Source organism: Aquabacterium sp. (assembly GCF_016195855.1).
GTDB lineage: Bacteria > Pseudomonadota > Gammaproteobacteria > Burkholderiales > Burkholderiaceae_C > Aquabacterium.
Map to the genome: position 1 here is coordinate 281,585 of NZ_JACPYU010000002.1, position 25,071 is coordinate 306,655.

At 67.3% G+C, this 25,071-nt stretch carries 19 protein-coding genes; 18 read left to right on the top strand and 1 reads right to left on the bottom strand.

The window, feature by feature from the left end; genetic code table 11:
* Window positions 1-7 precede the first annotated feature (7 nt).
* The 18 genes from HY019_RS01400 to HY019_RS01485 all read left to right on the top strand — a co-directional run bounded on the left by HY019_RS01400 (window position 8) and on the right by HY019_RS01485 (window position 24,090).
* Complete coding sequence (locus HY019_RS01400) at window positions 8-442, top strand: phage tail protein (protein ID WP_290687760.1); 435 nt, start codon at window positions 8-10, stop codon at window positions 440-442.
* Window positions 443-451: 9 nt separating this feature from the next.
* Complete coding sequence (locus tag HY019_RS01405; RefSeq protein WP_290687762.1) at window positions 452-895, top strand: phage tail protein; 444 nt, start codon at window positions 452-454, stop codon at window positions 893-895.
* Window positions 896-925: 30 nt separating this feature from the next.
* Window positions 926-1,087, top strand: coding sequence for a DUF5908 family protein (locus HY019_RS01410; protein ID WP_290687764.1), 162 nt, complete (start codon window positions 926-928; stop codon window positions 1,085-1,087).
* On the top strand, window positions 1,087-1,758 hold the full coding sequence (locus tag HY019_RS01415; RefSeq protein ID WP_290687766.1) for a hypothetical protein: 672 nt from the start codon (window positions 1,087-1,089) through the stop codon (window positions 1,756-1,758). Before HY019_RS01410 ends, HY019_RS01415 begins: the two co-directional genes overlap by 1 nt.
* Window positions 1,759-1,760: 2 nt before the next feature.
* Complete coding sequence (gene vgrG / locus HY019_RS01420; protein ID WP_290687768.1) at window positions 1,761-3,518, top strand: type VI secretion system tip protein VgrG; 1,758 nt, start codon at window positions 1,761-1,763, stop codon at window positions 3,516-3,518.
* Window positions 3,519-3,550: 32 nt separating this feature from the next.
* On the top strand, window positions 3,551-3,823 hold the full coding sequence (locus tag HY019_RS01425) for a PAAR domain-containing protein (RefSeq protein WP_290687770.1): 273 nt from the start codon (window positions 3,551-3,553) through the stop codon (window positions 3,821-3,823).
* An 18-nt stretch (window positions 3,824-3,841) separates the two neighbouring features.
* Window positions 3,842-4,273 carry a GPW/gp25 family protein gene (locus tag HY019_RS01430; protein ID WP_290687772.1) on the top strand — a complete coding sequence of 144 codons (432 nt, stop codon included), beginning with the start codon at window positions 3,842-3,844 and terminating at the stop codon, window positions 4,271-4,273.
* Between the two features lie 8 nt (window positions 4,274-4,281).
* Window positions 4,282-7,440 (top strand): baseplate J/gp47 family protein, encoded by a 3,159-nt coding sequence (locus HY019_RS01435; RefSeq protein ID WP_290687773.1) that lies wholly within the window; start codon window positions 4,282-4,284, stop codon window positions 7,438-7,440.
* Window positions 7,440-10,175 carry a hypothetical protein gene (locus tag HY019_RS01440; RefSeq protein ID WP_290687775.1) on the top strand — a complete coding sequence of 912 codons (2,736 nt, stop codon included), beginning with the start codon at window positions 7,440-7,442 and terminating at the stop codon, window positions 10,173-10,175. Before HY019_RS01435 ends, HY019_RS01440 begins: the two co-directional genes overlap by 1 nt.
* Complete coding sequence (locus HY019_RS01445) at window positions 10,168-12,957, top strand: hypothetical protein (protein ID WP_290687776.1); 2,790 nt, start codon at window positions 10,168-10,170, stop codon at window positions 12,955-12,957. The genes HY019_RS01440 and HY019_RS01445 overlap by 8 nt, the downstream gene beginning before the upstream one ends.
* Before the next feature lie 16 nt (window positions 12,958-12,973).
* A complete protein-coding gene (locus HY019_RS01450) occupies window positions 12,974-15,073 on the top strand; it encodes a contractile injection system tape measure protein (protein WP_290687778.1) in 2,100 nt (699 codons plus the stop codon).
* Window positions 15,070-16,434: an ATP-binding protein gene (locus HY019_RS01455; protein ID WP_290687779.1), complete on the top strand. Its 1,365-nt coding sequence runs from the start codon at window positions 15,070-15,072 to the stop codon at window positions 16,432-16,434. Before HY019_RS01450 ends, HY019_RS01455 begins: the two co-directional genes overlap by 4 nt.
* A gap of 12 nt (window positions 16,435-16,446) precedes the next feature.
* Complete coding sequence (locus HY019_RS01460) at window positions 16,447-19,905, top strand: DUF4157 domain-containing protein (protein ID WP_290687781.1); 3,459 nt, start codon at window positions 16,447-16,449, stop codon at window positions 19,903-19,905.
* Between the two features lie 22 nt (window positions 19,906-19,927).
* Window positions 19,928-20,401 carry a hypothetical protein gene (locus HY019_RS01465; RefSeq protein ID WP_290687783.1) on the top strand — a complete coding sequence of 158 codons (474 nt, stop codon included), beginning with the start codon at window positions 19,928-19,930 and terminating at the stop codon, window positions 20,399-20,401.
* A gap of 88 nt (window positions 20,402-20,489) precedes the next feature.
* On the top strand, window positions 20,490-22,514 hold the full coding sequence (locus tag HY019_RS01470) for a tetratricopeptide repeat protein (RefSeq protein WP_290687784.1): 2,025 nt from the start codon (window positions 20,490-20,492) through the stop codon (window positions 22,512-22,514).
* Window positions 22,507-23,061: a DUF4442 domain-containing protein gene (locus tag HY019_RS01475; protein WP_290687785.1), complete on the top strand. Its 555-nt coding sequence runs from the start codon at window positions 22,507-22,509 to the stop codon at window positions 23,059-23,061. The genes HY019_RS01470 and HY019_RS01475 overlap by 8 nt, the downstream gene beginning before the upstream one ends.
* 3 nt (window positions 23,062-23,064) lie before the next feature.
* Window positions 23,065-23,631 (top strand): hypothetical protein, encoded by a 567-nt coding sequence (locus HY019_RS01480; RefSeq protein ID WP_290687786.1) that lies wholly within the window; start codon window positions 23,065-23,067, stop codon window positions 23,629-23,631.
* Window positions 23,632-23,703: 72 nt separating this feature from the next.
* The gene (locus HY019_RS01485) at window positions 23,704-24,090 is read left to right on the top strand and encodes a VOC family protein (protein WP_290687788.1); all 387 of its coding nucleotides are present in this window, start codon (window positions 23,704-23,706) and stop codon (window positions 24,088-24,090) included.
* A 66-nt stretch (window positions 24,091-24,156) separates the two neighbouring features.
* Here the strand turns inward: HY019_RS01485 and mmsB are convergent, their stop codons facing one another.
* Window positions 24,157-25,044: a 3-hydroxyisobutyrate dehydrogenase gene (mmsB, locus tag HY019_RS01490; RefSeq protein ID WP_290687789.1), complete on the bottom strand. Its 888-nt coding sequence runs from the start codon at window positions 25,042-25,044 to the stop codon at window positions 24,157-24,159.
* Between the last annotated feature and the right edge of the window lie 27 nt (window positions 25,045-25,071).

A 25,071-nucleotide genomic window follows, 5' to 3' on the forward strand; every position in this document is an offset into this window, starting at 1 on the left:
AATCGACATGCCCGGTCAATATCCCTTGCCCGTCTTCCACTTCTCTGTTCAGTGGGGCGGCAACCGCCTTGGCTTCTCCGAGGTGACAGGTCTCACACAAGAAAACCAGGTCATCGAATACCGCGACGGCTCCTTCCCGGAGTACTCGTCCATCAAGATGCCCGGCCTGCGCAAGTTCAGCAACATCACGCTCAAGCGCGGTGTGGTCAAGTCGGACAACGACTTCTACAAATGGCTCACCACCATCAAGCTCAACACCGTGGAGCGGCGTGACCTCACCATCAGCCTGCTCAACGAATCGCACGAGCCCGTGATGGTCTGGAAGATCCACAACGCCTTCCCCGTCAAGGTGGAAGGGCCGCAACTGAAGGCCGCGGCCAACGAGGTGGCGATCGAGTCCATCGAGATCGCGCACGAGGGCATGGAAGTGCAGAACGAGTAAGCCGGGCCCATGTACACACCACCCGTAGGCTTTCACTTCAAGGTCGAGGTGCAAGGGCTGTCGCCTTCGGAGGATGGGGATACCCGCTTCACCGACGTCGGCGGCCTGAGCGTGGACATCGCCACCGAAGAAGTGCCCGAAGGTGGCGAGAACCGCTTTGTGCAGCGCTACCCCGTGCGCGCCAAGTTCCCGGACCTGGTGCTCAAGCGGGGGCTGATGAAACAGTCCGCCATCTGGGACTGGGTGCGCCAGTGCATCGAAAACCTGGACATCCAGCCCCACAACGTCATCGTCACCTTGCTCAACGAACAGCGTGAGCCCTTGATGACCTGGCGCATCGTGGGGGCCTACCCGGTGAAGTGGTCGGTCAGTGATTTCAATGCCTCGGCCAATGCCTATGTGGTCGAGTCCTTGCAACTGGCCTACCAGTACTTCACGCTGGACAAAGCCTGATCGCCACCTTGAACCTGTGCGGAGCCCGTCATGCCATTGATCGTTGATGAAGTCGTGATCTCGGTCGAGGTCAGCAACCAGGAGTCGGGTGGCAGCGCCACGCCGCCGCCGGCCCTGCAGGACCGCCAGGCCCTGGTCAGCGAGTGCGTGGAGCGCGTGCTCGAGATCCTGCGCGAGCAGAAGGAGGCCTGATGAGCGGTGCATCCGGCCAGCTTGAGAAGCTCTTGATCCAGGCCTTCACCAAGCCGGATTACAGCGGCTCGGCCATCGGCACCTTCGAGGCCTATGTCAACCCGGCCGAGCTGACCTTGTCTTACGAGATGGAGTACGACAGTGCCCAAGGTGCCGGCACCACGGGCAGCCGCATGGACTTCAAGAAGGTCAAGCCGGGCGACCTGAGCCTGAACTTCTTTCTGGATGGCACCGGGGCCAATGGCGTGGCCCTGGATGTGCAGCAAAAGATCGCCTCCTTCCAGACCGTGACCGGCTACAACGGCGACATCCACCGCCCCAACTACCTCAAGGTGGCCTGGGGCAAGATCGCTGTCAAGCGTTGCGTGCTCAAGAGCGCGTCCATCGTCTACAAGCTGTTCAAGCCCACGGGCGAGCCGTTGCGGGCCGTGATCACGGCCGTGTTCTCGGATGCGTCTGATGATCAGACCCGCGTGGCGCTGGCCCAGGACTCGTCTCCCGACCTCACCCATGTGCGCGTGCTCAAGGCCGGCGACACGCTCTACAGCCTGTGCACCGCCATCTACGGTGACCCCTGTTATGCCCCCCGTGTGGCGCGCGCCAATGGCCTCAGTGGCTTTCGGCAACTGCCGCCCGGCACGCGCGTGGTGTTCCCCCCGTTGGAGAAGTAGGCATGCCTGCCGAACGCACCCTCCCCACGCCGATCGAACAACGCGAGTTCGCCGTCAAGGTGAACGGCACGGTCGTGCCCCGCACGCACCAGCTGCTGGCGGCCAGCGTGGTCAACACCGCCAACCACATCGCGTCGGCGCGCCTGGTGTACCGCGATGGCACGGCCGATGTGAGCGACTTCACGCTCAGCAACGACAGCCTCTTTGTGCCCGGTGCCCAGATCGAGGTGCAGGCCGGGGCCGGCTCGCAGATGGACACGCTGTTCAAAGGCATCGTGGTGCGCCAGCGCCTGAAGGTGCGTGAGCAGGGCGCCTCGCAGCTGATCGTGGAGTGCCGCCACGCGGCCACCAAGCTCAGCCTCAAGCGTCACAGCGCCAACCACCTGGACAAGACCGACAGCGACGTCATCACTGCGCTGCTGGGTGGCATCCAGGCCACGGTCGAGTCCACCAGCTACCAGCACAAGCACCTGGTGCAATACGACACCACGGACTGGGACTTCCTCGTCACCCGCGCCCAGGCCAATGGCCACCTGGTGCTGACACGCGGCGCAGCCATCGAAACCCGCAAGCTGGCCTTGAAGGGCTCGCCCGTGGTCACGCTGCAATACGGCTCGACCCTGATCGAGCTGGACGCCGAGATCGACGCGCGCGAGCAGACCAAGGCCGTCAAGACCCTGACCTGGAACGCCGCCGACCAGGCCGTGCACACGCTGGATGGCAGCGCGCCCTCCTTCACCGGCCCGGGCAACCTGACGCCCGATGAGCTGGCCGATGCCGTGGCCGTGGACGCGCTGGAGTTGCGCCACGCCATGCTCAGCGACGACGAGGCCACCGCGGCCGCCGATGCGCGTTTCACCCAGGCCCGCCTGTGCAAGGCCACGGGCCGCGCCAAGTGCGAAGGCCTGGGCCAGGTGCAACCCGGTGACGTGGTCGAGCTGGCCGGCGTGGGCGAGCGCTTCAATGGCCAGATCCTGGTCACGGGCGTGCGCCACGAGATGGACCTGGTGCAAGGCTGGAAGACCCACATCCAGTTTGGTGGCGTGCCCGAAGACCCCGAGCGCCGCGCCCGCCTGGCGCAGGCCCGCACCCCCAGCCTGCTGGCGCCCGTGCATGGCCTGCAGATCGGCGTGGTCACCGACAACGAGGACCCCGATAGCGAGTTCCGCATCCGCGTGCAACTGCCCCTGGTGGACAGCAGCGACGGCGTGTGGGCGCGCCTGGCCAGCCTGGACGCCGGCAAGGACCGCGGCTTCGTGGTGCGCCCCGAGATCGGCGACGAGGTCGTGGTCGGTTTCCTGGACGATGACCCGCGCACACCTGTGGTGCTGGGCATGCTGCACAGCAGCGCCAAGCCCGCGCCGATTGCCGGCAGCAACGACAACCATGAAAAGGGCTACACCAGCCGCAGCGGCATGAAGCTGCACTTCAACGACGACAAGATCGTCTTGACCATCTCCACACCCGGTGGCCACACCTTCGTGCTGGACGACGACAAGGCGTCGGTCAGCCTGAAGGACAGCAACGGCAACAGCCTGGTGCTGGACGACAAGGGCATCACCATCGAGAGCTGCAAGGACCTGAAGGTGAAGACCGCGGGCGACACGAAGTACGACATCGGCGGTGCGGGTGAGATCAAGACCAGCACCGACTTCAAGGTCGAGGCGGGCACCCAGCTCAAGCTCAGCGGCAGCGCCGGCGCCGAGTTGCAAAGCGCGGCCACGGTCAAGGTGGCCGGCTCGCTGGTGAACATCAACTGACGCTGACCACACCACCACAAGGGACCACCACCATGCCAGCCGCCGCCCGCGTCAGCGATGTCAGCACCCACGGGGGCACCGTGATCGGCCCCGGTGTGCCCACCGTGATGATCGGGGGCATGCCGGCGGCCGTGCTGGGCGACATGCACAGCTGCGTGATCCCGCCCCCCCACCCCCCGGTGACGCCGTTCGTGGCCGGCAGCGCCACCGTGCTGATCGGCGGCAAGCCGGCCTTGCGCGTGGGCGACAGCAGCGCCTGCGGGGCCTCACCCGCGGTGGGCGCCCCCACGGTCATGATCGGCTGAGCCCGGGACGCACACACCATGAACGACACCCCTCCCTTCCTCGGCCGCGGCTGGGCCTTCCCGCCCGCCTTTGGCTCGGCCGGCGCCCGCATGACGCAGGACGAGGCCGACATCGACGCCAGCCTGCGCATCCTGTTTGGCACCAAGCCCGGCGAGCGCCCGCTCTTCCCCACCTATGGCCTGGACCTCAGCGAGCTGATGTTCGAGCCCCTGAGCACCACCTTGCGCAGCCTGCTGCTGGACCGCATCCGCACCGGTGTGCTGGTCCACGAGCCGCGCATCCGCGTGCTCAACCTCGTGATCGACGACAGCGAAGCGCTGGCCGGCGTGCTGCAAGTGCGCCTGGACTACGAGGTGCGCAGCACCAACTCGCGCTTCAACCTGGTCTACCCCTTCTACCTGGGCGATGCCAATGAGCAGCGCCTGGCCGCGCCGCGCCGCGGCAGCTGATGAACACCATGGCCACCACGCCTGACCTCCACAACGCACAGCTGGCCGAACCGGGCACGCGCCAGGCCGACCGGCTCAACCCGCACCTGGACGCGGCCTATGCCCCGCTGGACGAGCGCACCCCGGCCGACCTGGTGCTGGCGGCCCGCGCGCTGGCCGCGAAGCTGAACTTCTACGAAGACTCACCCGAGCGCATCGCCGGCACCTGGCAGGACATCCTGCAAAGCGCGGATGGTGCCGTTGGTGCAGATGGCGAGGGCGGCAACCTGCCCCCGCACCTTGCCTTGCTGATGGCCTTTGCCCGCCTGGCCCGCCACCCCCGCGCCCTGCTCAATGACTTCACCCGCCAGCACCTGAACTTCCAGATGCAGACGGTGCTGGCCTTCACCCCCAAGGCCGCGCAGCCGGACCACGCCCATGTGCTGGTGGACCTGAAAAAGGGCGCCCCACCGGTCGAACTCAAGCCGGGCCAGTGGCTGTCGGGTGGCAAGGACGCCCAGCAGCAGGAGCTGCTTTATCAGCCCGTGCGCCCCACCGTGCTCAACCACGCCAAGGTGGCCCAGTTGCGCGCGGTCAGCCACGCCAGCCACCGCCTGGTCTGCGCGCCCATCGCCGATTCCATCGACGGCCTGGGTGGCAAGCTGCCGCCTGACAACCCGGTGTGGTCACCCTTTGCGCAAGCCTTGCCCGACCGGCCTGCGCTGCCCTTCGCCACCACGGGCTTTGCCCTGGCTTCGCCCCTGCTGCGTCTGAGCGAAGGCACACGCACCGTCACGCTCACGCTCTACCTGGACGGCCTGCGCGAGCGCCTCAGCGCCGAGGCCCTGGCCGCGTCTTTCGAGGTGCTGCTCAGCGGCCCCAAGGGCTGGATCGGGCCGTATGCGCTCAAAGCCGTGTCATCGACAGATGCCAAGCAGCGCGCCTTGCAGTTCACCCTGGAAGCCGACCAGCCCGCCGTGGTGGACCTGAGCGAGGTGCACGCCCAGCCTTTCGAAGCTGGCCTGCCCGTGGCCCAACTGCTGCTCAAGCCCGATGGGCTGCTGGGCCACGATGAGCTGGCGGGCTTGAGCCTGCAGCAGGTCAAGCTGGCCGTGGTGGTCAAGGACATGCGCAAGCTGGTGCTCGAAGGCGAGCTGGGCGCGTTGGATGCCAAGAAGCCCTTCCTGCCCTTTGGCTCGCAGCCTGCAGAAGGCTCGCGCTTTTTCATCGGCTGCGCCGAGGCCCTGGGCAAGTCGCTGAGCGCGCTGACGCTGAACCTGGTCTGGCAGGGCGCGCCCACCACGCAGACCGCGCTCACCACCCGCTACGCCAGTTACACGCACCAGGCCAATCTGGCCCATGGTGTGGCCGTGCAGGCCGACTGGGCCGATGCCCGCGCCCAGCACAAGACGGCCACCGGCACCATCCTGCCCGCGGCCACCACCGGCATCGAGTTGGCGCTGGACAAGGCCAACTACAAAGTCCGCAAGGTCAGCAAGGGCCGCCTGCAGGAGGCTTACGCTCTTCACCAGTCCGGCAGCGCCGTGGCCCGCAAGCAGGGCGACATCAAGGCCTGGTTGCACCAGCAACAAAGCGAGAACCAGCGCCACAGCCCGCCACGCAAGGTTGAGGCGCCTGAGCCACCCGTGCCCGCCACCGTGCGCCCCGGCTTCATCACCCTGAGCCTGACGACCGACCTGCTGCACGGCGATTACCGCAACGACGCGATCCGCATGCTGCTGCTCACGGCCGACGCCAAGCCGCCCACGGTCATCCAGGAGCCCTACACGCCCAAGCTCAAGGAGCTGACCCTGAGCTACGAGGCCGAGACCGAGCGCACGGCCATCCACGATGAATCGCTGAGCGCCTTCACCGAGGCCGAGGTGGCCTTCTACCATGTGGACGTATTCGGTGTGGCGCGCGAGCACCTGTGGCTGAGCCGCCAGCGCAGCTGGATGAAGCAGGCCTCGGTGTCGCTGTTGCCGCGGCACACGGCGGCCGGCGAGCTGTTCATCGGCGTGTCGGGCGTGCAGGCCGGTGAGCCCTTGAGCCTGCTGCTGCAAGCGCAAGAAGGCAGCGCCGACCCGCTGGCCCATGTGCAGGCCGTGCGCTGGTCCGTGCTGGCCGACAACGCCTGGCAGGCCCTCAACCCCGGGCCCGATCTGCCGCTGGACACCACCAGTGGCCTGCGCCGCAGCGGGCTGATCAACGTGGTCCTGCCCGACAACGTGAGTACCGACAACACGCGCATGCCAGCGGGCCTGGTCTGGCTGCGTGCGGCCATCGCCCAAGAGCCGCGTGCAGCCTGCAGCCTGGTGGGCGTGCACGCCAATGCCGTGGAAGTGGCCTGGGTGGACCAGGGCCTGGGTGCCAGCCACCTGGCCAACGCCTTGCCGGCCGGGCGCATCACGCGCCTCAAGAGCCCCGTGGCCGAGATCAAGGCCTTGAGCCAGCCCTATCCGTCCTTTGGCGGGGCCTTGATGGAAGACGATGCCGCCCTGTCTCGCCGTGCCGCCGAACGCCTGCGCCACCGGGGCCGCGCCATCACCGCCTGGGACCACGAGCGCCTCGTGCTCGAAGCCTTCCCCATGCTCGACCGTGTCAAGTGCATCCCGTATGCCAACAGCCAGTCCTGGCGGGCGCCGGGTTGCGTCATGCTGGTGGTCGTGCCCAATCTGCGCCTGCAACACCAGCTGGGTTTGTTGACCCCGCGTGTGGACCTGGACACCTTGCAGCGCATCGAGGCTTTCGTGCTGCAACGCTCGGCCATGTGCCTCCAGGGCACGCCTGCCGACCAGACGTCCGCGCAAAACTCGGCGCCAACATCGGCGCAACCCTCGGCAGTCACCGTGCGCAACCCGCGCTACCAGCCCGTCCAGCTCAGCTTCAAGGTGCACATGCGCGATGGCTTTGCCTTCAGCTACTACAAGTCGCAGCTCAACCAGGCCATTGTGCAGACCTTGTCGCCCTGGGCCTTTGATGTCAGCCGCCCCTTGAACTTTGGCGGGCGCGTGGTGCGCTCGGCCCTGGTGGACGCCATCGAGTCCCTGGACTATGTGGACTACATCACCGACGTGAAACTGGCGCGCCTGGATCACCCCGGCGAGGACCAGCCCGAACTCGCACCGCAGGCGCCCGATGTGATCCTGGTGTCCGCCGCCGAACACGATATCCAGGAGATCACCTGATGGCCCTGGCCCCACTTCAAGCCACCACCTTGCTCTCCCTCAAGCGTGCGCCCCTGGCCACGGGTGAAGACCCGCGCGCCCTGTTCGATGAAGGCCTGGCCCACCTGCGCGAGCTGGCCGGCCGCACCTGGACCGACCACAACATCCACGACCCCGGCATCACCACGCTGGAGATGCTGAGCCTGGCCCTGGCCGAGCTGGGCTTCAAGGCCGGCACCGCCATCGAAGACTGGCTGGCCGAGCCGCGTGACCCGCTCACCGGCAGCACGCCCGAGCTGGCGCGGCAGTTCTTCAAGCCGCGCGCGGTCCTGCCCAACCGGCCCTTGACCAGGCTGGACTGGCGCAAGCTCCTGATCGACCTGGATGGCGTGAAGAACGCCTGGGTGGTCCCAGAGCCCGCCATGCCCTTGTACGCCGACCTGCTGGCGCGCGAGCTGGCCTATGTGCCCCCCGCACACGGTCACAGCCAGCCGGTGGCCTTGCAGGGCCTGTACCGCGTGAAGGTGGACTTCATGGACCACGTCACCACCCAGGCCGACCAGGAGGTGGTGCTCCAGCGCGTGCACGAGGCGCTGCAGGCCAACCGCAACCTGTGCGAGGACTTCGTGGCCATCGAGCCCGTGCCGGTGCAGTACTTCGCGCTGTGCGCCGAGGTGGACCTGGACGTGCATGCCGACGTGACCGAGGCCGCCGCCCAATGGCTGTTCGTGGCCGAGCAGGCCCTGGCGCCCATGGTGCCCAGCTACAGCCTGGCACAGATGCGCCAGCGCCTGTCACCCAGCGGCCAGCCCTATCGCATCGACGAGATCTTCGACGGCCCCTTGCTTGCAAACGGCTTCATCGACGAGCGCGATCTGCGGGCCTCCGAGCTGCCCGAGGTGCTGCGCCTGTCTGACCTCATCGGCCGGCTGATGGACGTGCCCGGCCTGCGCGCCATCACCGACGTCACGCTCAGCCCGCTGGATGCAGATGGCTTGGCGCAAAGCGTGCCCAACCCTTGGCAGGTGCCGGTCCAGGCTGGCCACATGCCGCGCCTGGCCCTGTACGCCAAGGCACCCACCGGCCGCCTGGTGATGCGCAAGCGCGGCACACCGGTGTCGACCTGGAACATGGACGCCGTGCCTGCTGCCGTGCAAACGCGATTGAACGCCTTGCGCGAGGCCGCCCGCCAGTCGGTCGAGACCGACCAGCAAGATGCCCCGGCCGTGCCGCCAGGCCAATGGCAAGACCTGGCCGCCTACCGCAGCATCCAGCGCGACTTCCCTGAGCTGTATGGCCTGGGCCCCATCGGCCTGCCCCGCACGGCCGACGAGCGCCTCAAGGCCCAGCAACTGCAATGGCGTGCCTTCCTCATGCTGTTCGACCAGCAACTGGCCAATGACGCGGCCCAGATGGCCCAGGCCCGTGCGCTGCTGTCGGTCAACCCCGATGAACTGCAAGCCCAGGCCGACCGCCTGCGTGATGCGGCCACCCCCGTGCATGCACTGAGCGCCCAGCCCGTGCAGGATGATTTCATCGACCGCAGCAAGCTGTTCACGCCCGACCTGTCGGCGCAGCAACTGGCCGACCTGATCGAGCCGCCCGACCAGGCCATGGCCCGCCGCGACCGCCTGTACAACCACCTGCTGGCCCGCATCGGCGAAGACTTCTCGTCCTACGCCTCCATCATGGCCTCGGTGTTCGGTGACGAGCGCCGCGAGGTGCTGGCCGACAAGGCCGACTTCCTGGCTGCAGCACCTGCCTTGAGCGCCAACCGTGCCGGTGCGTTTCACCAGCAGGCCGACGCGCTGCATGGCGCCTGGAACAGCGACAACGTCAGCGGCCTGGAGCGGCGCATCGCGGCCCTGCTGGGCATCAACGACTTCAGCCGCCGCAACCTGGCGACCGTGTCCTACGACGCCTACGCCGAGATCGACCAGACACCGAACGACGAGTTCCGCTACCGCGTGGTGCATGGCGTGACCGACAAGATCCTGCTGTCGTCCACCACCCACTTCAAGACCCCGCAGGAAGCGCAAGGCCTGATGATCCGCGCCATTGCTGCCGCGCAGGACCTGAGCCACTACCGCTGGCACCAGGGCAAGGACACGCAGTTCTACTTCCGCGTGGTGGCCCCTGACGACGAGACCACTGTGCTGGGCCGGCGCAACCAGGGCTTTGCCACGCAAGATGAGCTGCAGGCCGCCATGCGCGAGCTGCGCGATTACCTGATCGACCGCTACAGCGGCGAGGGCCTGTACGCGCTTGAAGGCCTGCTCTTGCGGCCCATGGAGGCGGGTGACCCGCTCATGCCCATCTGCCTGGACACGGACTGCGCCGATTGCGCAGACGCCGACCCCTACTCCTGGCGCCTGTTCATCGTGATGCCGGCTTATGCCGGGCGCTTCCAGCACAGGCCCTTCCGCGCGTTCGCCGAGCGTTGCATCCGCGCCGAGGTGCCCGCCCACATCATGCCCCGCATCTGCTGGGTGGGCAGCGATGACATGGCCCGCTTTGAAGGCGCTTACCGCGACTGGCTCAATGTGCACGCCGGCGTGACCCGGGCCGAGCGCACGGCCAAGCTGGCTGCGCTCATCGCTGTGCTCAGCACCATCAAGAGCGTCTACCCGCAGCGCACCCTGTATGACTGCGCCACCGAGGCCACGCCGAAGGACCCCTTCGTCCTGGGCAGCACCGCGCTGGGCAGCGTTCAACAAATCCACACATCTGACCCCAAGGAGACGGACCATGGCTGATCCGATCAAGGTCCTGCAACTGCTGGGCTCGACCCCGGTGAGCACCTACACGGTCTTCGAGCGCGACCAGGTGCTCACCCACAGTCAGCTCAATGAACTGAGCCTCTACCTCAACCAGCAAGAGCGCCTGACACGCACCAACCTCGTGGGGGTGGGCGTGGTCAGCGGCCTGGAAGTGGTGGCTGACGACGCAGCCATCACCGTCACGCCGGGCCTGGGTGTCACCACCGACGGCGACCTGGTCGTGTGGCCGCAAGCTGTGCGCTTCACCCACAGCAAGTCCTACGACAACAAGCAGCCCCAGTACGCGCCTTTTTATCCGGATGGTAAAACCATCATCAAGCTGCAGGAGCTGACGGACGAGCAGGACCTGCTGGGCACCGCCTTGCCCACGCCCGTCAAGCAGCAGGACTGGGCCGTGGTCCTGCTGGTTGAAACCACCGAGGTGGACCCTGACCTGTGCATCGGCGAGAACTGCGACAACCTGGGCCGCCGCGCTACCCAGAAGCTGCGCGTGCTGCTGGCCCAGCCCGAAGACGCCAAGGCCTTGCGCGACACCTTCCGGCCCGTGAGCGAGCGGGCCCGCGCCTTGCCCGACCTGCTGGCCACGCGCCCCAAGCTCAACGCAACCATGGTCAACACGACCCTGTTCATGGCGCGCTACCGCGATGCCTGCACCGAGGTGCTCGATGGCCTGAACGACGGCCTCAAGCGTTTTGGTCAGGACTTCGCCCCCGAGCTGCAAACCCTGTTTGGCCTCAACCCCGTGGAAGCCTGGCAACTGCGCCTCAAGGCCATCCATGGGCAGATCGCCATTGGCAACGCCCAGCTCATCTACGGCTTCTTCAAGGACATGGTGGACACCTGGAACGCCATGGTGGACGCCCTGCTCGACACCACGGCCATCCTGCTGCCCGGCGCCTCGGCCTTCCCCAAGCACCTGCTGCTGGGCCGCGTGCTGGACCCGACTGATTTGCGCACGGCCTTCTTCCCGTCCGTGGCCGACACCGGTGCGCGCGAGGCCGCGGCCCGTGCGGGCTTCCTGGTGCGCAAGCTGCAAGCGCAGATGGACTGCTTCGTCGTGCCCGACGACGCCACCTTGCGCGTCACACCCAGCATGGGCGAGGAGGTGCCGCTGGAAGAGCGCGCCATCCCCTGGTACTACAAGCCCGACATCAGCACGCAGTGGAACTACCGCCTCAGCAAGCGCCAGCAGGCTGATGCCAACCTGGGCTACCGCGCGGCCGACTACGGTGGCACCGCGCGGGCCCGCAACCCCCTGGGCAGCGCCATTGCCGGCTACGAGATGTTCCGCGTCGAAGGCCATCTGGGCCGCGAAGTGGGCAAGGTGCGCGAAGAACTCAAGGCGCTGGTGGCCGACAACAACCTGCCCTTCAAGGTGCACGCGGTGCTCGCCCACAACCTGCGCAAGTTCATCCGCATCCGCCCGCAGATCCGCTACACCGACCTGCACCGCTTCCACTACCTGCTGCGCCAGGACGTGGCCGTGCGCCTGGACGAAGGCAAGGCCTTCACCGCGCGCTTCTCGGACAACGTGCAGGAGGCCGTTCAGAAAAAGACCATCCCCGATCAGGTGAGCGAACTCAGCTCGGTCACCCAGGCGGTCGAGACCGTGCGCAATGACATGGGCACCCTGACCGCGCGCGCCTTGCCCGCCCTCAACCAGACCCGCTACACGCTCTACAAGCAAGAGACGCAAACCACGGCCTGGAACGAGGGCCTGGGTACCAAGCTGCAAAGCCTGGGCGATGTGCGCAGCAAGCTGGGTGAGGTCGCCCGCAACGACATCGTCTCGCCGATTGACTCGCTGATCCAGACCACGCACCCCTTGTGGCTCAACTGGCTGGACGACCTCATCGCCGCCAAGGACGAGCGCGAGGACGACAAGCTGCTGCTCTCGCGCTTCGTGAGCGACCACCCCTCGCTGGATCACCTGGGCGGCGCCTGGCGCGGCGGCACCCTGGTGCTCTTGTACGACGACGCCGGCACGGTGGTGGGCGATTTCGCCTTGCCCTACAGCTTTGAGGAGGTCGACGAGCCCGAGCCCGAAGAGCCCCCGCTGCGGCGCCCACCCCTGATGCGCCCACCGATTGCCGACATCCGCCCCATCGGCATCGTGCGCCCGATCAAGCTGGACCTGGACACCATGGTCACCGCGCAGATCGGCTCGCAGTTCGCCATCACCAGCAAGACCCTGACCGACCGGATCGAGGCCTCGACCAAGCAGTTCGACGAGAAGATCCTGGCCGTCAACCTGGACGTGGACAACCGCCTCAAGCTGCAGTCCTCCAGCGTCGAAGGCCTGGTCAAGGGCGCCTTCAGCACCAAAGAGGCCACCGCCGCCGGCGTGGTGGGCAGCGGCAAGCTGATCGCCACCGGCGACACCCTGCTGGACCAGCTGGCCCAGGACGTGGACTACAAGCGCCAGCGTGTGCAGGGCCTGATCGACCTGGCCAGCCGAGCCGACATCACGGCAGAAGAGCGCGCCAAGGCGCAGAGCATGTTGAGCAAGGCGCAAGGCGAGCTGGGCGCGGCCGTGGGTGATGCCGCCGAGCACGTGGTGGTGAGCAAGACCAATACCGCCTCGGGCGCGGGCGCGGGCGTGGCCTCCATCCTGGCGCAAAGCACCATGCTGGTGTCGGACGCCACCGCGTCCAAGACCTTGACGACCAAGCTGGGCACCTTGCAGAGCGGCGCGGGCGACACCTCGCAGACGGTGCTCATCGGGACACTGCAAAACCTGGGCAAGCTGCGTGGCTGACGGGGTGCACTGAGCCATGCACACCACCCCTCCTGGCACCCCTCACCGCATCCGCCGCCTGCGCTGGCAGGTCCGCACCCCGCGTGCGGACGCGGCCCTGGCCGTGCGGGTGAGCTTGCGCGACTGGCTGCCCGATGTCGAAGCGGCGCTGGAAGCGGCTTTCAACCAGCAAGGTGGGGGCGATGACGTGCGCCACCTGGCCAGCCTGAGCTTGAACCTGAAACTGCCCGAAGCCTTTTCTCAGCAAGACCTGATGCGCGAGCTGGGCACGGCCCTGGGCCAGGCCTTGCACGACGCGGCCAGCGAGATGGCGCCGCCTGATCTGCCTCCCGTCACGCCTGCCCAGGCAGGGCAGGGGCCTGCCGCGACGACCGGCACGGGCCACATGGCGCCCCTGCTGTGTGCCTTGCAGGCCGCGCGTGTGCAAGCACCGGATGCCTTGCGCGAGGCCCTGCATGCGGCCTTGACGGCCGCAGGCGAGCAGCGGCGCAACGATGGCCTGTGTGAGCTGAACTGGCTGGGCCAGCGTTGGGCCGTGCGGGGGGGCGATGTGGCGCATTGGCTGGCCTGCCTGGCAGATGCCCGCGCTGCGCAGGCCCTGCATGACGGTGGGGCCCAGGGCGCAGAACGCCATGGCCGCGGGCCAGCATCCAATACATCGGTCAAGGCTGCTGCCAACGCATCGTTGCGCCCGGGGGCTGGCGAGCGTGCCATCGGTTCGCGCAAAGCAGGGCCAGGCGATGCCGGCCAGGCCTTGGCGCAGACAGGGCCTGGTACGCCACCAACCGATTCATCCAAAGCCGAGGCCAGCCGCCGGGCTGCTGATGCGCTTTCACTGCGCTCGCCATCGGGTAGCCAGCAGCTGCAAGCCCAGTTGCTGCACTACCTGCGCACGGGCCAGCTCGATTGGGTGCTGGCCGGCCTGCCTGCCTCTGAGGCCAAGGCCGCCCTGCGTGAGGCTGCGAGCCTGTGGGTCAGCTGGGGCCTGGTCCCTGGTGCGCTGCCGGCCACCAGCGCACTGGCCCAGCGCCTGGGCGCCTTGAGCCGCTGGCTGGCCTTGTTGACCGACGGGCAGCGGCGAGCTGTGCACCGTCACCACATTCAGACACACACCACAACGCGCCCCGGCGTTGAGCACGCGGCACCCGAGCATGCCCTGGCCAAGCTGTGGCCGGACCTGCTGCAGGTGCTGGCCGATGGCGGCCCTGTTGTGCGCGCCGACAGCCTGCACGCCCAGGCCCTCTGGCTGGACTGGTTGGCCGCAGGCGGCGTTGCCATGGGGGCCTTGCCCCTCCAGCACTGGCTGAACGAGGCCTTGCCCTGGGTAGAGGCCCTGCGTCAGCAAGGCCCGTCCAGCGATGTCTGGCATGCCCTGCTGGCCTTGGGTGCCGCAACGCCTGCGCCCCTGCACACGGCCCACGCACCTGGGCAGGACGACGCGGCCCATGTGAGCCTTGTCATCCACACCGATGCGCAGCGCCGTGGCCTGGCCTCTGCCCAAGAAGCGTCGCCCAGCGAGGGCCCGGTGAGGCCCCTTCCCGCGGCCATCCCCGCGCCCATGCTGCCCGCCCGCGAGCCCTCCACCAGCAACGGCCTGATCGTGTCCCAGGCCGGCCTGGTGCTGCTGCATGCCTACCTGCCCCGTTGCCTGGACGTACTGGGCCTCTACCCCAGCGGCCAGCGGGGCCCCCTGGCCGATCACCTCTGGCCACGGGCCGCGGCCGTGTTGCACTGGCTGGCCACAGGTCAGGACGGCGCGCTCGAATGCGAGCTCGGTCTGATCAAGCCTTTGCTGGGCCGCCGTGATCAGCATGACGAGCACGACGCACTGAGCCATGGCCTGCCCACCTTGCTCCCCCATGAACGCGAAGAGGCCGATGCCCTGCTGCGCGCCGTGCTGGGCCACTGGCGGGCACTCAAAGGCACCAGCGTGGCCGGCCTGCGCGAGAGCTTTCTGCAACGCCGCGGCTGGCTCGAAACCAGGGGCGGTGCCAGCTTGCTGCGTGTCGAACCTGCGCCCTATGATGTCTTGCTGGGCAGCCTGCCCTGGGGCATGAGCCTGGTGCGCCTGCCCTGGATGGCCCAGCCCCTGCATGTGGAATGGAGCGCCCCATGAAGCGTGACCTGTCCCGAACCCTGGCGGGCGCCGCCGCGCGCACCATCGAGGCCGAACTGGAATGGCTGGCCACCTGCCTGCAGGCGCGCCTGAGCAGCTATTTCGGGCAGCCCCCGGCCTCGCCCGTGTTGCCGCAAGCCGGATCGGCCCCTGTCTTGGCCAACCCCGATTGCCCTTACAGCGCCGCCCTGCGCCACCTGGAGCTGGACGAGACCGAGCGCCTCTTGCTGGCGCTGGCCCTGGCCCACCACCTGCGCCCGCAGTTGCTGGACGTGTTGAGCAGCCGCAACGAGGTCACCCAGCGCCCCTATACCGAGTTTGGCGTGGGCAACAGCGCCGCCAACCTCAACGCCCCCACGGGCGAAACCGCCTGCTTCCTGCTGGCCGGTGACGACATGGCCGCGCGCCTGCAAGCCATCAGCCGCCTCGCACCCGAGGGCCGCCTGGCCCGGCTGGGTGTGCTGCGCGTGGCGGCACCCCTGCCCGGTGAGCGCCCCTTGTCGGGCGCCTTGACCCTCTCGCCCGGCTTCCTGGCCCAGGCCCTGCCGGGCTTGAGCCTGTTGACCCGGCCGGACCAGGACCTGCCCGCCCAGCGCGTGGACACGACCCTGGCCTGGTCCGATCTCGTCTTGCCCGCGCCCACCATCGAGCAGCTCGAAGACATCGGCCTGTGGCTCAACCATGGCCAGACCCTGCTGCACGAATGGGGCATGGCCCGTCGCATCGCGCCCGGTTATGTCTGCCTGTTCCACGGGCCACCCGGCACCGGCAAGACCTTGTCGGCAGGCCTGCTGGGTCAGCGCTGCGGGCGTGAGGTCTGGCGGGTGGACTTGTCGCAGGTGGTGTCCAAGTACATCGGTGAAACCGAAAAGAACCTGGGCCGCGTGTTCGAGGCCGCCGAGCAGCACCAGTGGATCCTGTTCTTTGACGAGGCCGATGCCTTGTTCGGCAAGCGCACCAGCGTGTCTGACGCGCACGACCGTTATGCCAACCAGGAGATCAGCTACCTGCTGCAGCGCATCGAGGACTACGCGGGTGTGGTGATCCTGGCCTCCAACCTGCGGCACAACATCGACGATGCCTTCTTGCGGCGCTTCCAGTCGGTCGTGCACTTTGCGCTGCCGCGCGCACCCGAGCGCCTGCGCCTTTGGCGAGAGGCCTTCCCGCCTGTGGCGAGGCTCGCGCCCGATCTGGACCTGCCGCGCCTGGCCCAGCAGCACGAGATCTCGGGCGGCACCATCATGAACGTGGTGCGCTACGCCTGCCTGCGTGCGCTCGCCCGGGGTGACCAGACGGTGAGGGCGCAAGAGGTGGACGAAGGCCTGCGCCGTGAGCTGCTCAAGGAGGGCCGGTCAAGCTGACCGGGCACCGCCATGAGCACCCTGACCCGCCCGCTCATCCAGCGCGCACCCGATGTGCGCAGCGCGGCGGCGCCCGTGCGGGTGCCCACACCGGTGCCCGCCCCTGCACCTCAGGTGCAGCGGCCCCAGGCGCCATCGGGCTTGAGCGTGTCGCAGCCGGGCGATGCCAGCGAGCGCGAGGCCGCGCGGGTTGCCAGCAAGGTGGTGAGCATGCCGGCGGCGCCGCAGTCGGCCACCGGGTCGCGCTTTGCGGGCGCGGTGCCTTCAGCGCGCGCTGGTGCAGTGGGTACGGCGGGCGCGCAAGCAGCCAAGGCGACCAGTTCGGCGTCACCAGCCCCCGCGGCCATGACGGCCAGCGGTGGCCAGCCCTTGCCCGTGTCCGTGCGCCGCTTCATGGAGCCGCGCTTCAACGCCGACTTCTCCGGTGTGCGGATTCACACCGATGAGGCAGCCGCGGTCAAGAGCCGCGAACTCAATGCCGCGGCCTTCACCACCGGCAACCAGATCTTCTTTGCACGCGGCGCCTACCAGCCCGAAACCAGCGAAGGCCGCGAGCTGCTGGCGCATGAACTGGCGCACACGGTCCAGCAAGGCGCGGCACCGCAGCAGCAGATCCAGCGCAGCCTGGACACCCGCGTGAGCGAGCGCACGGCCCCGAGCATCCAGCGCCTAGGCATCAGCGACGCCATCGCCTACTTCGCGGACAAGGCCAACTTCATCCCTGGTTTCCGCATGCTGACCCTGATCCTGGGCTTCAACCCGATCACCGGCCAGGGCGTGGACCGCAACGCCGGCAACATCCTGCGCGCCGTGATCGAACTGCTGCCCGGCGGTGCCCTGATCACGCAGGCCCTGGACAACCACGGCATCGTCGACCGCGTGGCCAACTGGGCGCAGCAGCAACTGGCCTCGCTGGCCAGCATCGGCCAAAGCATCCGCCAGGCCGTGCGCAACTTTGTCGATGGCCTGAGCTGGCGCGACATCTTCAGCCTGGGCAGCCTGTGGGACCGCGCCGTGCGCCTGGTCACCGAGCCGGTCAACCAGGTGCTGTCCTTCGTGCGTGGGTTGGTGGGCGGCATCATCATGCTGATCAAGGACGCCATCCTGCGGCCCATCGCGCGTCTGGCGCAGGGCACACGGGGTTATGACCTGCTGTGCGCCGTGCTGGGCTTCGACCCGGTCACGGGCGATGCGGTGCCTCGCACCCCCGCCACCTTGATCGGCGGCTTCATGAAGCTCATCGGGCGCGAAGACATCTGGGAGAACATCCAGCGCGGCAACGCCGTCCCACGCGCCATGTCCTGGTTCCAGGGCGCGATGGCCGGCCTCATGGGCTTTGTGCAGCGCATCCCCCAGCTGTTCATCCAGGCCTTCACCTCGCTGGAGCTGGCAGACATCGTGCTGCTGCCGAGCGCCTTCATGCGCATTGCCGGCGTGTTCGGCAGCTTCGTCGGCCAGTTCATCGGCTGGGCCGGCGAAACAGTGTGGAACCTGCTGGAGATCGTCTTCGCGGTGGTGGCGCCGGGCGTGCTGGTCTACCTCAAGCGGGCGGCTGGCGCCTTGCGCGCCATCCTCCACAACCCCATCGGCTTCATCGGCAACCTGGTGCGTGCAGGCGTCACCGGCCTGCGCCAGTTCGCCACGCGCTTCATGACCCACCTGCGCACGGCCATCATCGGCTGGTTGACGGGGGCCTTGTCGGGCGCGGGCGTGTACATCCCGCAGGCCTTGAGCTTTGTCGAGATCCTCAAGTTCGTCACCAGCGTGCTGGGCCTGACCTGGCAAGCCATCCGCGAAAAACTCGTGAAGGCCACCAGCGAGACCGCCGTGCGCGCCATGGAGATGGGCGTGGACATCGTCGTGGCCCTGGTCACCGGCGGGCCCGCTGCGGCCTGGGGCCAGTTGATGGAGACCCTGGGCAACCTGCGCGAGATGGTGATGGAGCAGATCATCAGCTTCGTGTCGCGCAACATCGTGGAGGCGGCCATCGTCAAGCTGGTGAGCATGCTCAACCCGGCCGGCGCCTTCATCCAGGCCATCATCGCGATCTACAACACCATCATGTTCTTCATCGAGCGCATGAAGCAGATCGCGCAGGTGGCCGCGGCCGTCATCGACTCGATTGCGGCGATTGCGGTGGGCAATATCGGGGCCGCCGCGAACAGGGTGGAGAGCACGCTGGCCGGCCTGCTGACCCTGGCCATCAGCTTCCTGGCGCGCCTCATGGGCCTGGGCCGCATCAGCGATGCCATCCGTGATGTGGTGGAGCGCATCCGCGCGCCCATCAACCGGGCGCTGGACCGCGTGGTGTTGTGGATCGTGAACATGGCGCGCCGCGTGGGGACGGCCGTCAAGGGCGCCGCACAGCGCGTGCTCAACTGGATGGGCATCCGCAAGCCCTTCAAGGTGGGTGACGAATCCCATTCGGTCTACTTCGAGGGCGAGGGCGCACAACGCCGCGTGATGATGGCCTCGACGCCGGTGCAGTACAAGCAGACCATCAAGGCGATGGAGGTCACCGACAAGGACGAAAAGAAGGCCAAGACGAAGGCCATGGCCATCCTGGACAAGCTCGATGTGGCCATGCTGGATGCCGGCAAACCCGGTGCACCGGGCGAGACGGCAGCGGCCAGCATCGAGGGGCTCATGAGTGAGCTGGCCGAGCAGACGGCCAAGTTCATGTCACCCCAGCAACTGGCCGCACGGGCCAACAAGCCGATCTACGCCAACGCCAAGGGCTTTGGTGTGTCGGCCACGGCCGAGTGCCTGACCAAAACCCGGGGCGAGGACCCACCCAGCGTGGGCGACACGGATGTCTGGCCCGTGCTGGAGCAACGCAAGCATGGCGCGTACCCGTATTACGTCAAAGGCCATCTGCTCAACGGCAAGCTCTGGGGCTCGGGGGGCGACTGGCGCAATCTGGCGCCCTTGACCCAACCGACGAACAACCTCAGCCCCTTCTCGATGCTGCGCCAGTTCGAATCCCAGGTGGTCAAGGCCGCGAGCGATGGCACCCGCGTGTCCGTGACGGTCAGCATGCTGTATGGCCGATCGACACCCACGCTCAGCAAGAAGCAGGAGCTCGATGTCCAGGAGGACCTGCCGACGGTGAAAGCCATCATGAAAGCCGAGGCCGCCGTGCCGCGCGCCGTGCGTTGCGAAGCTTACAAGCTCGATGCGGCCGGCACCCGATCGAACCTGACCGGGGTGGTGCAGGTGGAGAACTACATTGACCAGACGCCGGCCAACTACTTCCTGTCGGCGGGCAGCATGCGCGCGCTCCAGGTCAACAAGGCCAGCAGGAGCCAGATGATCGCCTTGGGCGTGCCCGCGGCGCTGGCTGACCGCTTGCTGAACCTGAAGGGCAGCAAGCCCTACAAGAGCAAGCACGATGTGGCAGAGAGGCTGTCGGTAGACGAGGCGCATCAACTGGCCAGCCTGGTTCGTGTCTCACTGCGGTTTGACACCTGAGCAGCGTCCGGATTCACCCGCCATGACCGAATCAACAGAGGCCCGCGACATAGCCCATGACACCGAGCATCGCGGCGAAGGCTTCCCGCAGATCCTCCATGACCGCGCACGCGTGTCCACCGAAGAACTGGTCAAGTTGCTGCTGACCTTGTCCACCGCCGGTGTGGGTGTGTTTTTCATTGCCTTGACGGGCAAGAGCGACCCGCCGTTGACGCCTCGTCAGGAGGTGGTGGTGCTGGTGGCCCTGGTGGCCATGTCGCTGGCCACGCTGTGCGGCATGTTGAGCTGGTTTGCCGATGGGCGCCGCAACTACCTGTGGGCCACCGCGCTCCAGACCAAGAAGGGCAAGAAGGACGGCCCGCGCGACCAGCTGTTCGTGCAGCGAGACTTCTGGCTGGACGTGGCCAAACGCGCCTATCAGCTGCTCATGGTGCTGTTCGGTGTGGGTATCGTCGCATCCTTGTACTACCTGGTGTGTCGGGTGTTGCACTGGTAGCCGTGCACAGGGGCATGTCAGAGGGTGAGGCTGCAAGGCCTTCTGATAGAGTCCGGCGCATTCGCAGGCCTTGCCCGCCTGGTTCGCCATGAAAAAGCAAAAGCCCTCTGTCCCTGCCAGCATGCCGCGCGAAGAAGCGCAGCAACTGGTTAACCTGTTCAACGCCGGCCGCTACGCAGATGTCGAGTTGCGCGCGCGCCTGCTGGTGGACCTGTACCCGGCCACGCCCTTTGCCTGGAAGATCCTGGGCACCGTGCTGCTGGTGCAGGGCAAGGACGGCCTGCAGGCCTTGCAAAAGACGGTCGAGCTCTTGCCCACAGACGCCGAGGCCCACAGCAACCTGGGCAATATGTACAAGGCCCTGGGGCGCTATGAAGAGGCTGCTGCCAGCCACCAACGGGCCATCAGGCTCAAGCCGGACCATGCGCTCGCGCATTACAACCTGGGCATCGTGCTGCGCGACCTGGGCCGCTCGGCCGAGGCCGTGGCGAGCTTTCACCAAGCGATCAAGCTCAAGCCCGATTTCACCGACGCGCATTTCAACCTCGGCATCGCGCTGACGGACCTGGACCGCTTCGAAGAAGCCGCCGCCAGCTACCGCCAGGCCTTGACCTTGCAGCCCAAGTTCCTGGGCGCACACTGCAACCTGGGCATCGTCCTGAAGGACATGGGGCGCTATGACGAGGCCGTGGCCGCCTGCCAGCGCCTGCTGGCGCTCAAGCCCGATGACGCCGCTGCGCACAACAACCTGGGCAACCTGCTCAAGGACCTGGGCCGCCTGGACGAGGCCACCGCGCACTGCCGCGAAGCCCTCAAGCTCAACCCCGACTACAACGAGGCCGCCAGCAACCTGCTGTTCGCCCTCAACTATGTGGCAGGGCAGCAGCCCGAGGTTTTGTTGAACGAGGCCAGGGCCTATGGCGAACGTGTTGCCGGTCGGGTCACGCCCTACACCAGCTGGCCCAACACCGTGGACGCAGGCCGCAAGCTGCGCATCGGCCTGGTCTCGGGCGATCTCAATCAGCACCCGGTGGGCTTCTTCATGGAAGGCGTCTTGAAGGCCTTGTCAACCCAGGCGGCTGACCGCCTGAGCCTGCACGCCTATGCCACGCAGGCACGCCGTGACGCCCTGACCGAGCGCCTGCAGACCTGTTGCGACAGCTGGTGCGTGGCCGCCGGCCTGTCTGACCACGCGCTGGCCGAGCGCATCCGCGCTGACGGCATCGACATCCTGGTGGACCTCTCCGGCCACACGGCGTACAACCGCCTGCCGATGTTCGCGCTCAAGCCGGCGCCCGTGCAGCTCAGCTGGCTGGGCTACTTCGCGACCACGGGTGTGGCCGCCATCGACTACCTGCTGGCCGACCCGTGGACGGTGCCGCCCGCGCATGAGGCGCATTTCACCGAGCAGATCTGGCGCCTGCCCGAGACGCGCATGTGCTTCACGCCGCCCGATGCGGATGTGCCGGTGGCGGCGTTGCCAGCATGGGGCAAAGGCCACATCACCTTTGGCTGCTTCAACAACATCACCAAGCTCAATGACGAGGTGGTGGCCTTGTGGGCCCGTGTGCTCAAGGCCGTGGACGGCAGCCGCCTCATGCTCAAGGCCAAGCAACTGGACGAGGCCTCCGTCAAGCAAGGCTTGCTGAGCCGCTTCGAGGCCCAGGGCATCGACCCATCTCGGTTGACGCTGGCGGGCCGCTCACCGCGCGCCGAGTACCTGGCCGCTTATGGCGAGGTCGACATCGGCCTGGACCCCTTCCCCTTCACCGGCGGCACCACCAGCGCCGAGAGCCTGTGGATGGGCGTGCCTGTGCTCACGCTGGACGGCGACCGCCTGGTCTCGCGCCAGGGTGTGGGCCTGATGATGAACGCGGGCTTGCCGGACTGGGTGGCCCGGGATGCCGATGATTACTTGGCCAAGGCTGTGGCGCATGCCGCCAATGTGCCCGCCCTGGCGGCCTTGCGAGCGGGCTTGCGCCAGCAGGTGCTGGCCTCACCGGTTTTCGATGGCGCGCGCTTTGCACGCCATCTGGAAGCGGCCTGGCAAGGGATGTGGGCCCAGTGGTGCAACAAGCAGTGCAACAACAAGGGTGTGACAACAGATGCGTGACGAATCCTTGCCTGCGTTGGCTCCGGCTTCATCGGCGCCGCCCAATCGGTTTGCCCGCCTGCTGAACAGGTTGCAGGCCTTGCCGCCAGCGTGGCGTTTGCGCCTGGTGGGTTTCGGCTTTGGCCTATACACCCCCTACTTCCGCACCAACCGCTGCCGCATCCTCAAGCTGGAGCCGCACCGGGTCACGGTGGGCATCAAGCTGGCGCGCCGGGTGCGCAACCATGTGGGCGGCATCCACGCCGTGGCGGCCACCCTCGCTGCCGAGTACGCCAGTGGCCTGTTGGTGGGCCAGCACGTGCCTGACAGCGCCATCGTCGTTGTCAAGACCATCCACATCGAGCTGCGCAAGCCCAACCGCGGGCATGTGCGCGCCACGGCCTGCCTCACGCCACCAGAGACCCAACTCATGGGCATGGAGCCCAAGGGCAGCCTGACGGTACCGATCACCATCGAGGACGCGCAGGGCCAGACGCCGATCACGGGTTACATGGAAATGGCCTGGTTGCCCAAGAAGCGCAAGCCGGAGCCGGACGCGATCAAGTAGACCATGAAGATCGCGATCCGTCTTGCCGTGCTGCTGTTGGTGGTTGCGCCGCTCCTGGCCTGGTTCGTGGTGAAGCCGGTGCGTGTTGTGGCACCAAGGTGGGCCGGCCTGACGTGCCAGAGCCAAGGCGTTTGCGTCGAATCACCCGAGCAGCTTGCGGCCGCGACGGCGCTCTATCGCGATGCCGTTGCTTTTGTTGACGGGCAGGTTGGCGTGCTTGAAGGCCATCCCGTGATCGTCTTCTGCGCCACGGAGGCTTGCGCCGACATGTTTGGCCTGGGCGCTCGCGCAGCCGTCACGGTCGGCACCATGGGGACGGTCATCGGGCCCAGGGCGTGGAAACCGTACTACGTGCGACACGAACTCATCCACCACCTTCAGGGGCAACGGTTTGGCGTGTTGCGCCGGATGTTGATGCCGTCCTGGCTCATTGAGGGCATGGCGTACTCGCTCAGCCAGGACCCTCGTGCCACCTTGGCGGCACCATGGCAGCAGGACCGTGCGCAGTTCAATGCCTGGCTTGGGCGGGTTGGGCTGTCACGCATGTGGCAAGAGGCGCGGGGTTTGTGATGCACCGTTGCGGTTGACATCCCGCTCCACTACAGTGGTGTTCAACATCTGAACCAACGCAAGGAGTCTTGAATGATCGACCACACCGGCATCCTCGTTTCGGACTTTGCCAAGAGCAAGGCCTTCTACCTGCAAGCGCTGGCGCCCATCGGCTACACCCTGCTTCTGGAGCTGCCCGCCGCCGTCACGGGCCACACGGATGTGGCCGGTTTTGGCGAGGCCCCCAAGCCGGATTTCTGGATCAGCCGTGGCGCGCCCAACAAGCCTCCGATCCACATCGCGTTTCGTGCAACTTCACGCGCCATGGTGGACGCCTTCTACCAGGCTGCCATGGCGGCGGGTGGTGCGGACAATGGCCCACCGGGTCTGCGGCCGCATTACCACCCGAACTATTACGGGGCCTTCGTGCTGGACCCGGACGGGCACAACATCGAAGCCGTCTGCCACGACGCGGCTTGATTGGCATCGCAGGCGGCGCTGCAAGCCAGGCGCTGCAGCCGGTGCTTCATCGCGATGGGCCACCGCTCACTGCGGCGGCTGGTACATCCGGATGATGGACGAGAAGTCCAGCTTGCCCTGCCCCTGCTGGCTCCAGGCCTGGTAGAGCTGCTGTGCCAGCGCGCCCAGCATCAAGGGCTGATGGGCACCCTTGGCCGCATCCGTGGCCAGGGCCAGGTCCTTGAGCATCAGGTCCACGCCAAAGCCGCCTGTGTAGCCGCGTGAGGCGGGCACCGCGTCCATCACGCCGGGGAAGGGGTTGTAGGTGTCGGCGCTCCAGCAGCGGCCCGACGAGGTGTTGATGATGCCGGCCAGCACCTTGGTGTCGATGCCCAAGGACGCGCCCAGCGTCATGGCCTCGGACACGCCGATCATCGAGATCGCCAGCAGCAGGTTGTTGCAGATCTTGGCGACCTGGCCGGTGCCAGTGCCACCGCAGTGCACGATGTTTTTACCCATGGCCTGCAGCACCGGCTGGGCCTGCGCGAACAGGGCCTCGTCGGCGCCCACCATGAAGGTCAGCGTGCCCGCCGTGGCCCCACCCGTGCCACCGGATACCGGCGCATCCGCAAAGGGGTTGCCTTGCGCGGTGCAGCGCTCGGCCAGGCGGCGTGCGGTGGCCGGGTCGATGGTGCTGCAGTCCACGATGGGCACGCCTTTGGTGGCGCCCGACAACACGCCTTGCAGCCCGGTCAACACGGCCTCGACATGCGCGGGTGCCGGCAGCATCGTCAGCACGAACGCCGCCTCTCGCGCGGCCTCGGCGGGCGAGGCGGCAGACTTGGCGCCCTCGGCCACCAGGCCTGCCACGGCCTCTTTGTTGAGGTCGAACACGGTGACCACGTGGCCCGCCTTGACGAGGTTGCGGGCCATGGGCCCGCCCATATTGCCCAGGCCGATGAAGGCGATGTTCATGCTGCTCAGCTCCTTGTTTGCCTTGCC

Excerpts from the sequence above, each read along its gene's own strand:
- vgrG (WP_290687768.1), top strand. The coding sequence starts at position 1,761 with ATGCCTGCCGAACGCACCCTCCCCACGCCGATCGAACAACGCGAGTTC.
- HY019_RS01455 (WP_290687779.1), top strand. The coding sequence starts at position 15,070 with ATGAAGCGTGACCTGTCCCGAACCCTGGCGGGCGCCGCCGCGCGCACC.
- HY019_RS01410 (WP_290687764.1), top strand. The coding sequence starts at position 926 with ATGCCATTGATCGTTGATGAAGTCGTGATCTCGGTCGAGGTCAGCAAC.
- HY019_RS01450 (WP_290687778.1), top strand. The coding sequence starts at position 12,974 with ATGCACACCACCCCTCCTGGCACCCCTCACCGCATCCGCCGCCTGCGC.
- HY019_RS01445 (WP_290687776.1), top strand. The coding sequence starts at position 10,168 with ATGGCTGATCCGATCAAGGTCCTGCAACTGCTGGGCTCGACCCCGGTG.
- HY019_RS01400 (WP_290687760.1), top strand. The coding sequence starts at position 8 with ATGCCCGGTCAATATCCCTTGCCCGTCTTCCACTTCTCTGTTCAGTGG.
- HY019_RS01430 (WP_290687772.1), top strand. The coding sequence starts at position 3,842 with ATGAACGACACCCCTCCCTTCCTCGGCCGCGGCTGGGCCTTCCCGCCC.
- HY019_RS01435 (WP_290687773.1), top strand. The coding sequence starts at position 4,282 with ATGGCCACCACGCCTGACCTCCACAACGCACAGCTGGCCGAACCGGGC.
- HY019_RS01440 (WP_290687775.1), top strand. The coding sequence starts at position 7,440 with ATGGCCCTGGCCCCACTTCAAGCCACCACCTTGCTCTCCCTCAAGCGT.
- HY019_RS01425 (WP_290687770.1), top strand. The coding sequence starts at position 3,551 with ATGCCAGCCGCCGCCCGCGTCAGCGATGTCAGCACCCACGGGGGCACC.
- HY019_RS01465 (WP_290687783.1), top strand. The coding sequence starts at position 19,928 with ATGACCGAATCAACAGAGGCCCGCGACATAGCCCATGACACCGAGCAT.
- HY019_RS01485 (WP_290687788.1), top strand. The coding sequence starts at position 23,704 with ATGATCGACCACACCGGCATCCTCGTTTCGGACTTTGCCAAGAGCAAG.
- HY019_RS01480 (WP_290687786.1), top strand. The coding sequence starts at position 23,065 with ATGAAGATCGCGATCCGTCTTGCCGTGCTGCTGTTGGTGGTTGCGCCG.
- mmsB (WP_290687789.1), bottom strand. The coding sequence starts at position 25,044 with ATGAACATCGCCTTCATCGGCCTGGGCAATATGGGCGGGCCCATGGCC.
- HY019_RS01405 (WP_290687762.1), top strand. The coding sequence starts at position 452 with ATGTACACACCACCCGTAGGCTTTCACTTCAAGGTCGAGGTGCAAGGG.
- HY019_RS01470 (WP_290687784.1), top strand. The coding sequence starts at position 20,490 with ATGAAAAAGCAAAAGCCCTCTGTCCCTGCCAGCATGCCGCGCGAAGAA.
- HY019_RS01475 (WP_290687785.1), top strand. The coding sequence starts at position 22,507 with ATGCGTGACGAATCCTTGCCTGCGTTGGCTCCGGCTTCATCGGCGCCG.
- HY019_RS01415 (WP_290687766.1), top strand. The coding sequence starts at position 1,087 with ATGAGCGGTGCATCCGGCCAGCTTGAGAAGCTCTTGATCCAGGCCTTC.
- HY019_RS01460 (WP_290687781.1), top strand. The coding sequence starts at position 16,447 with ATGAGCACCCTGACCCGCCCGCTCATCCAGCGCGCACCCGATGTGCGC.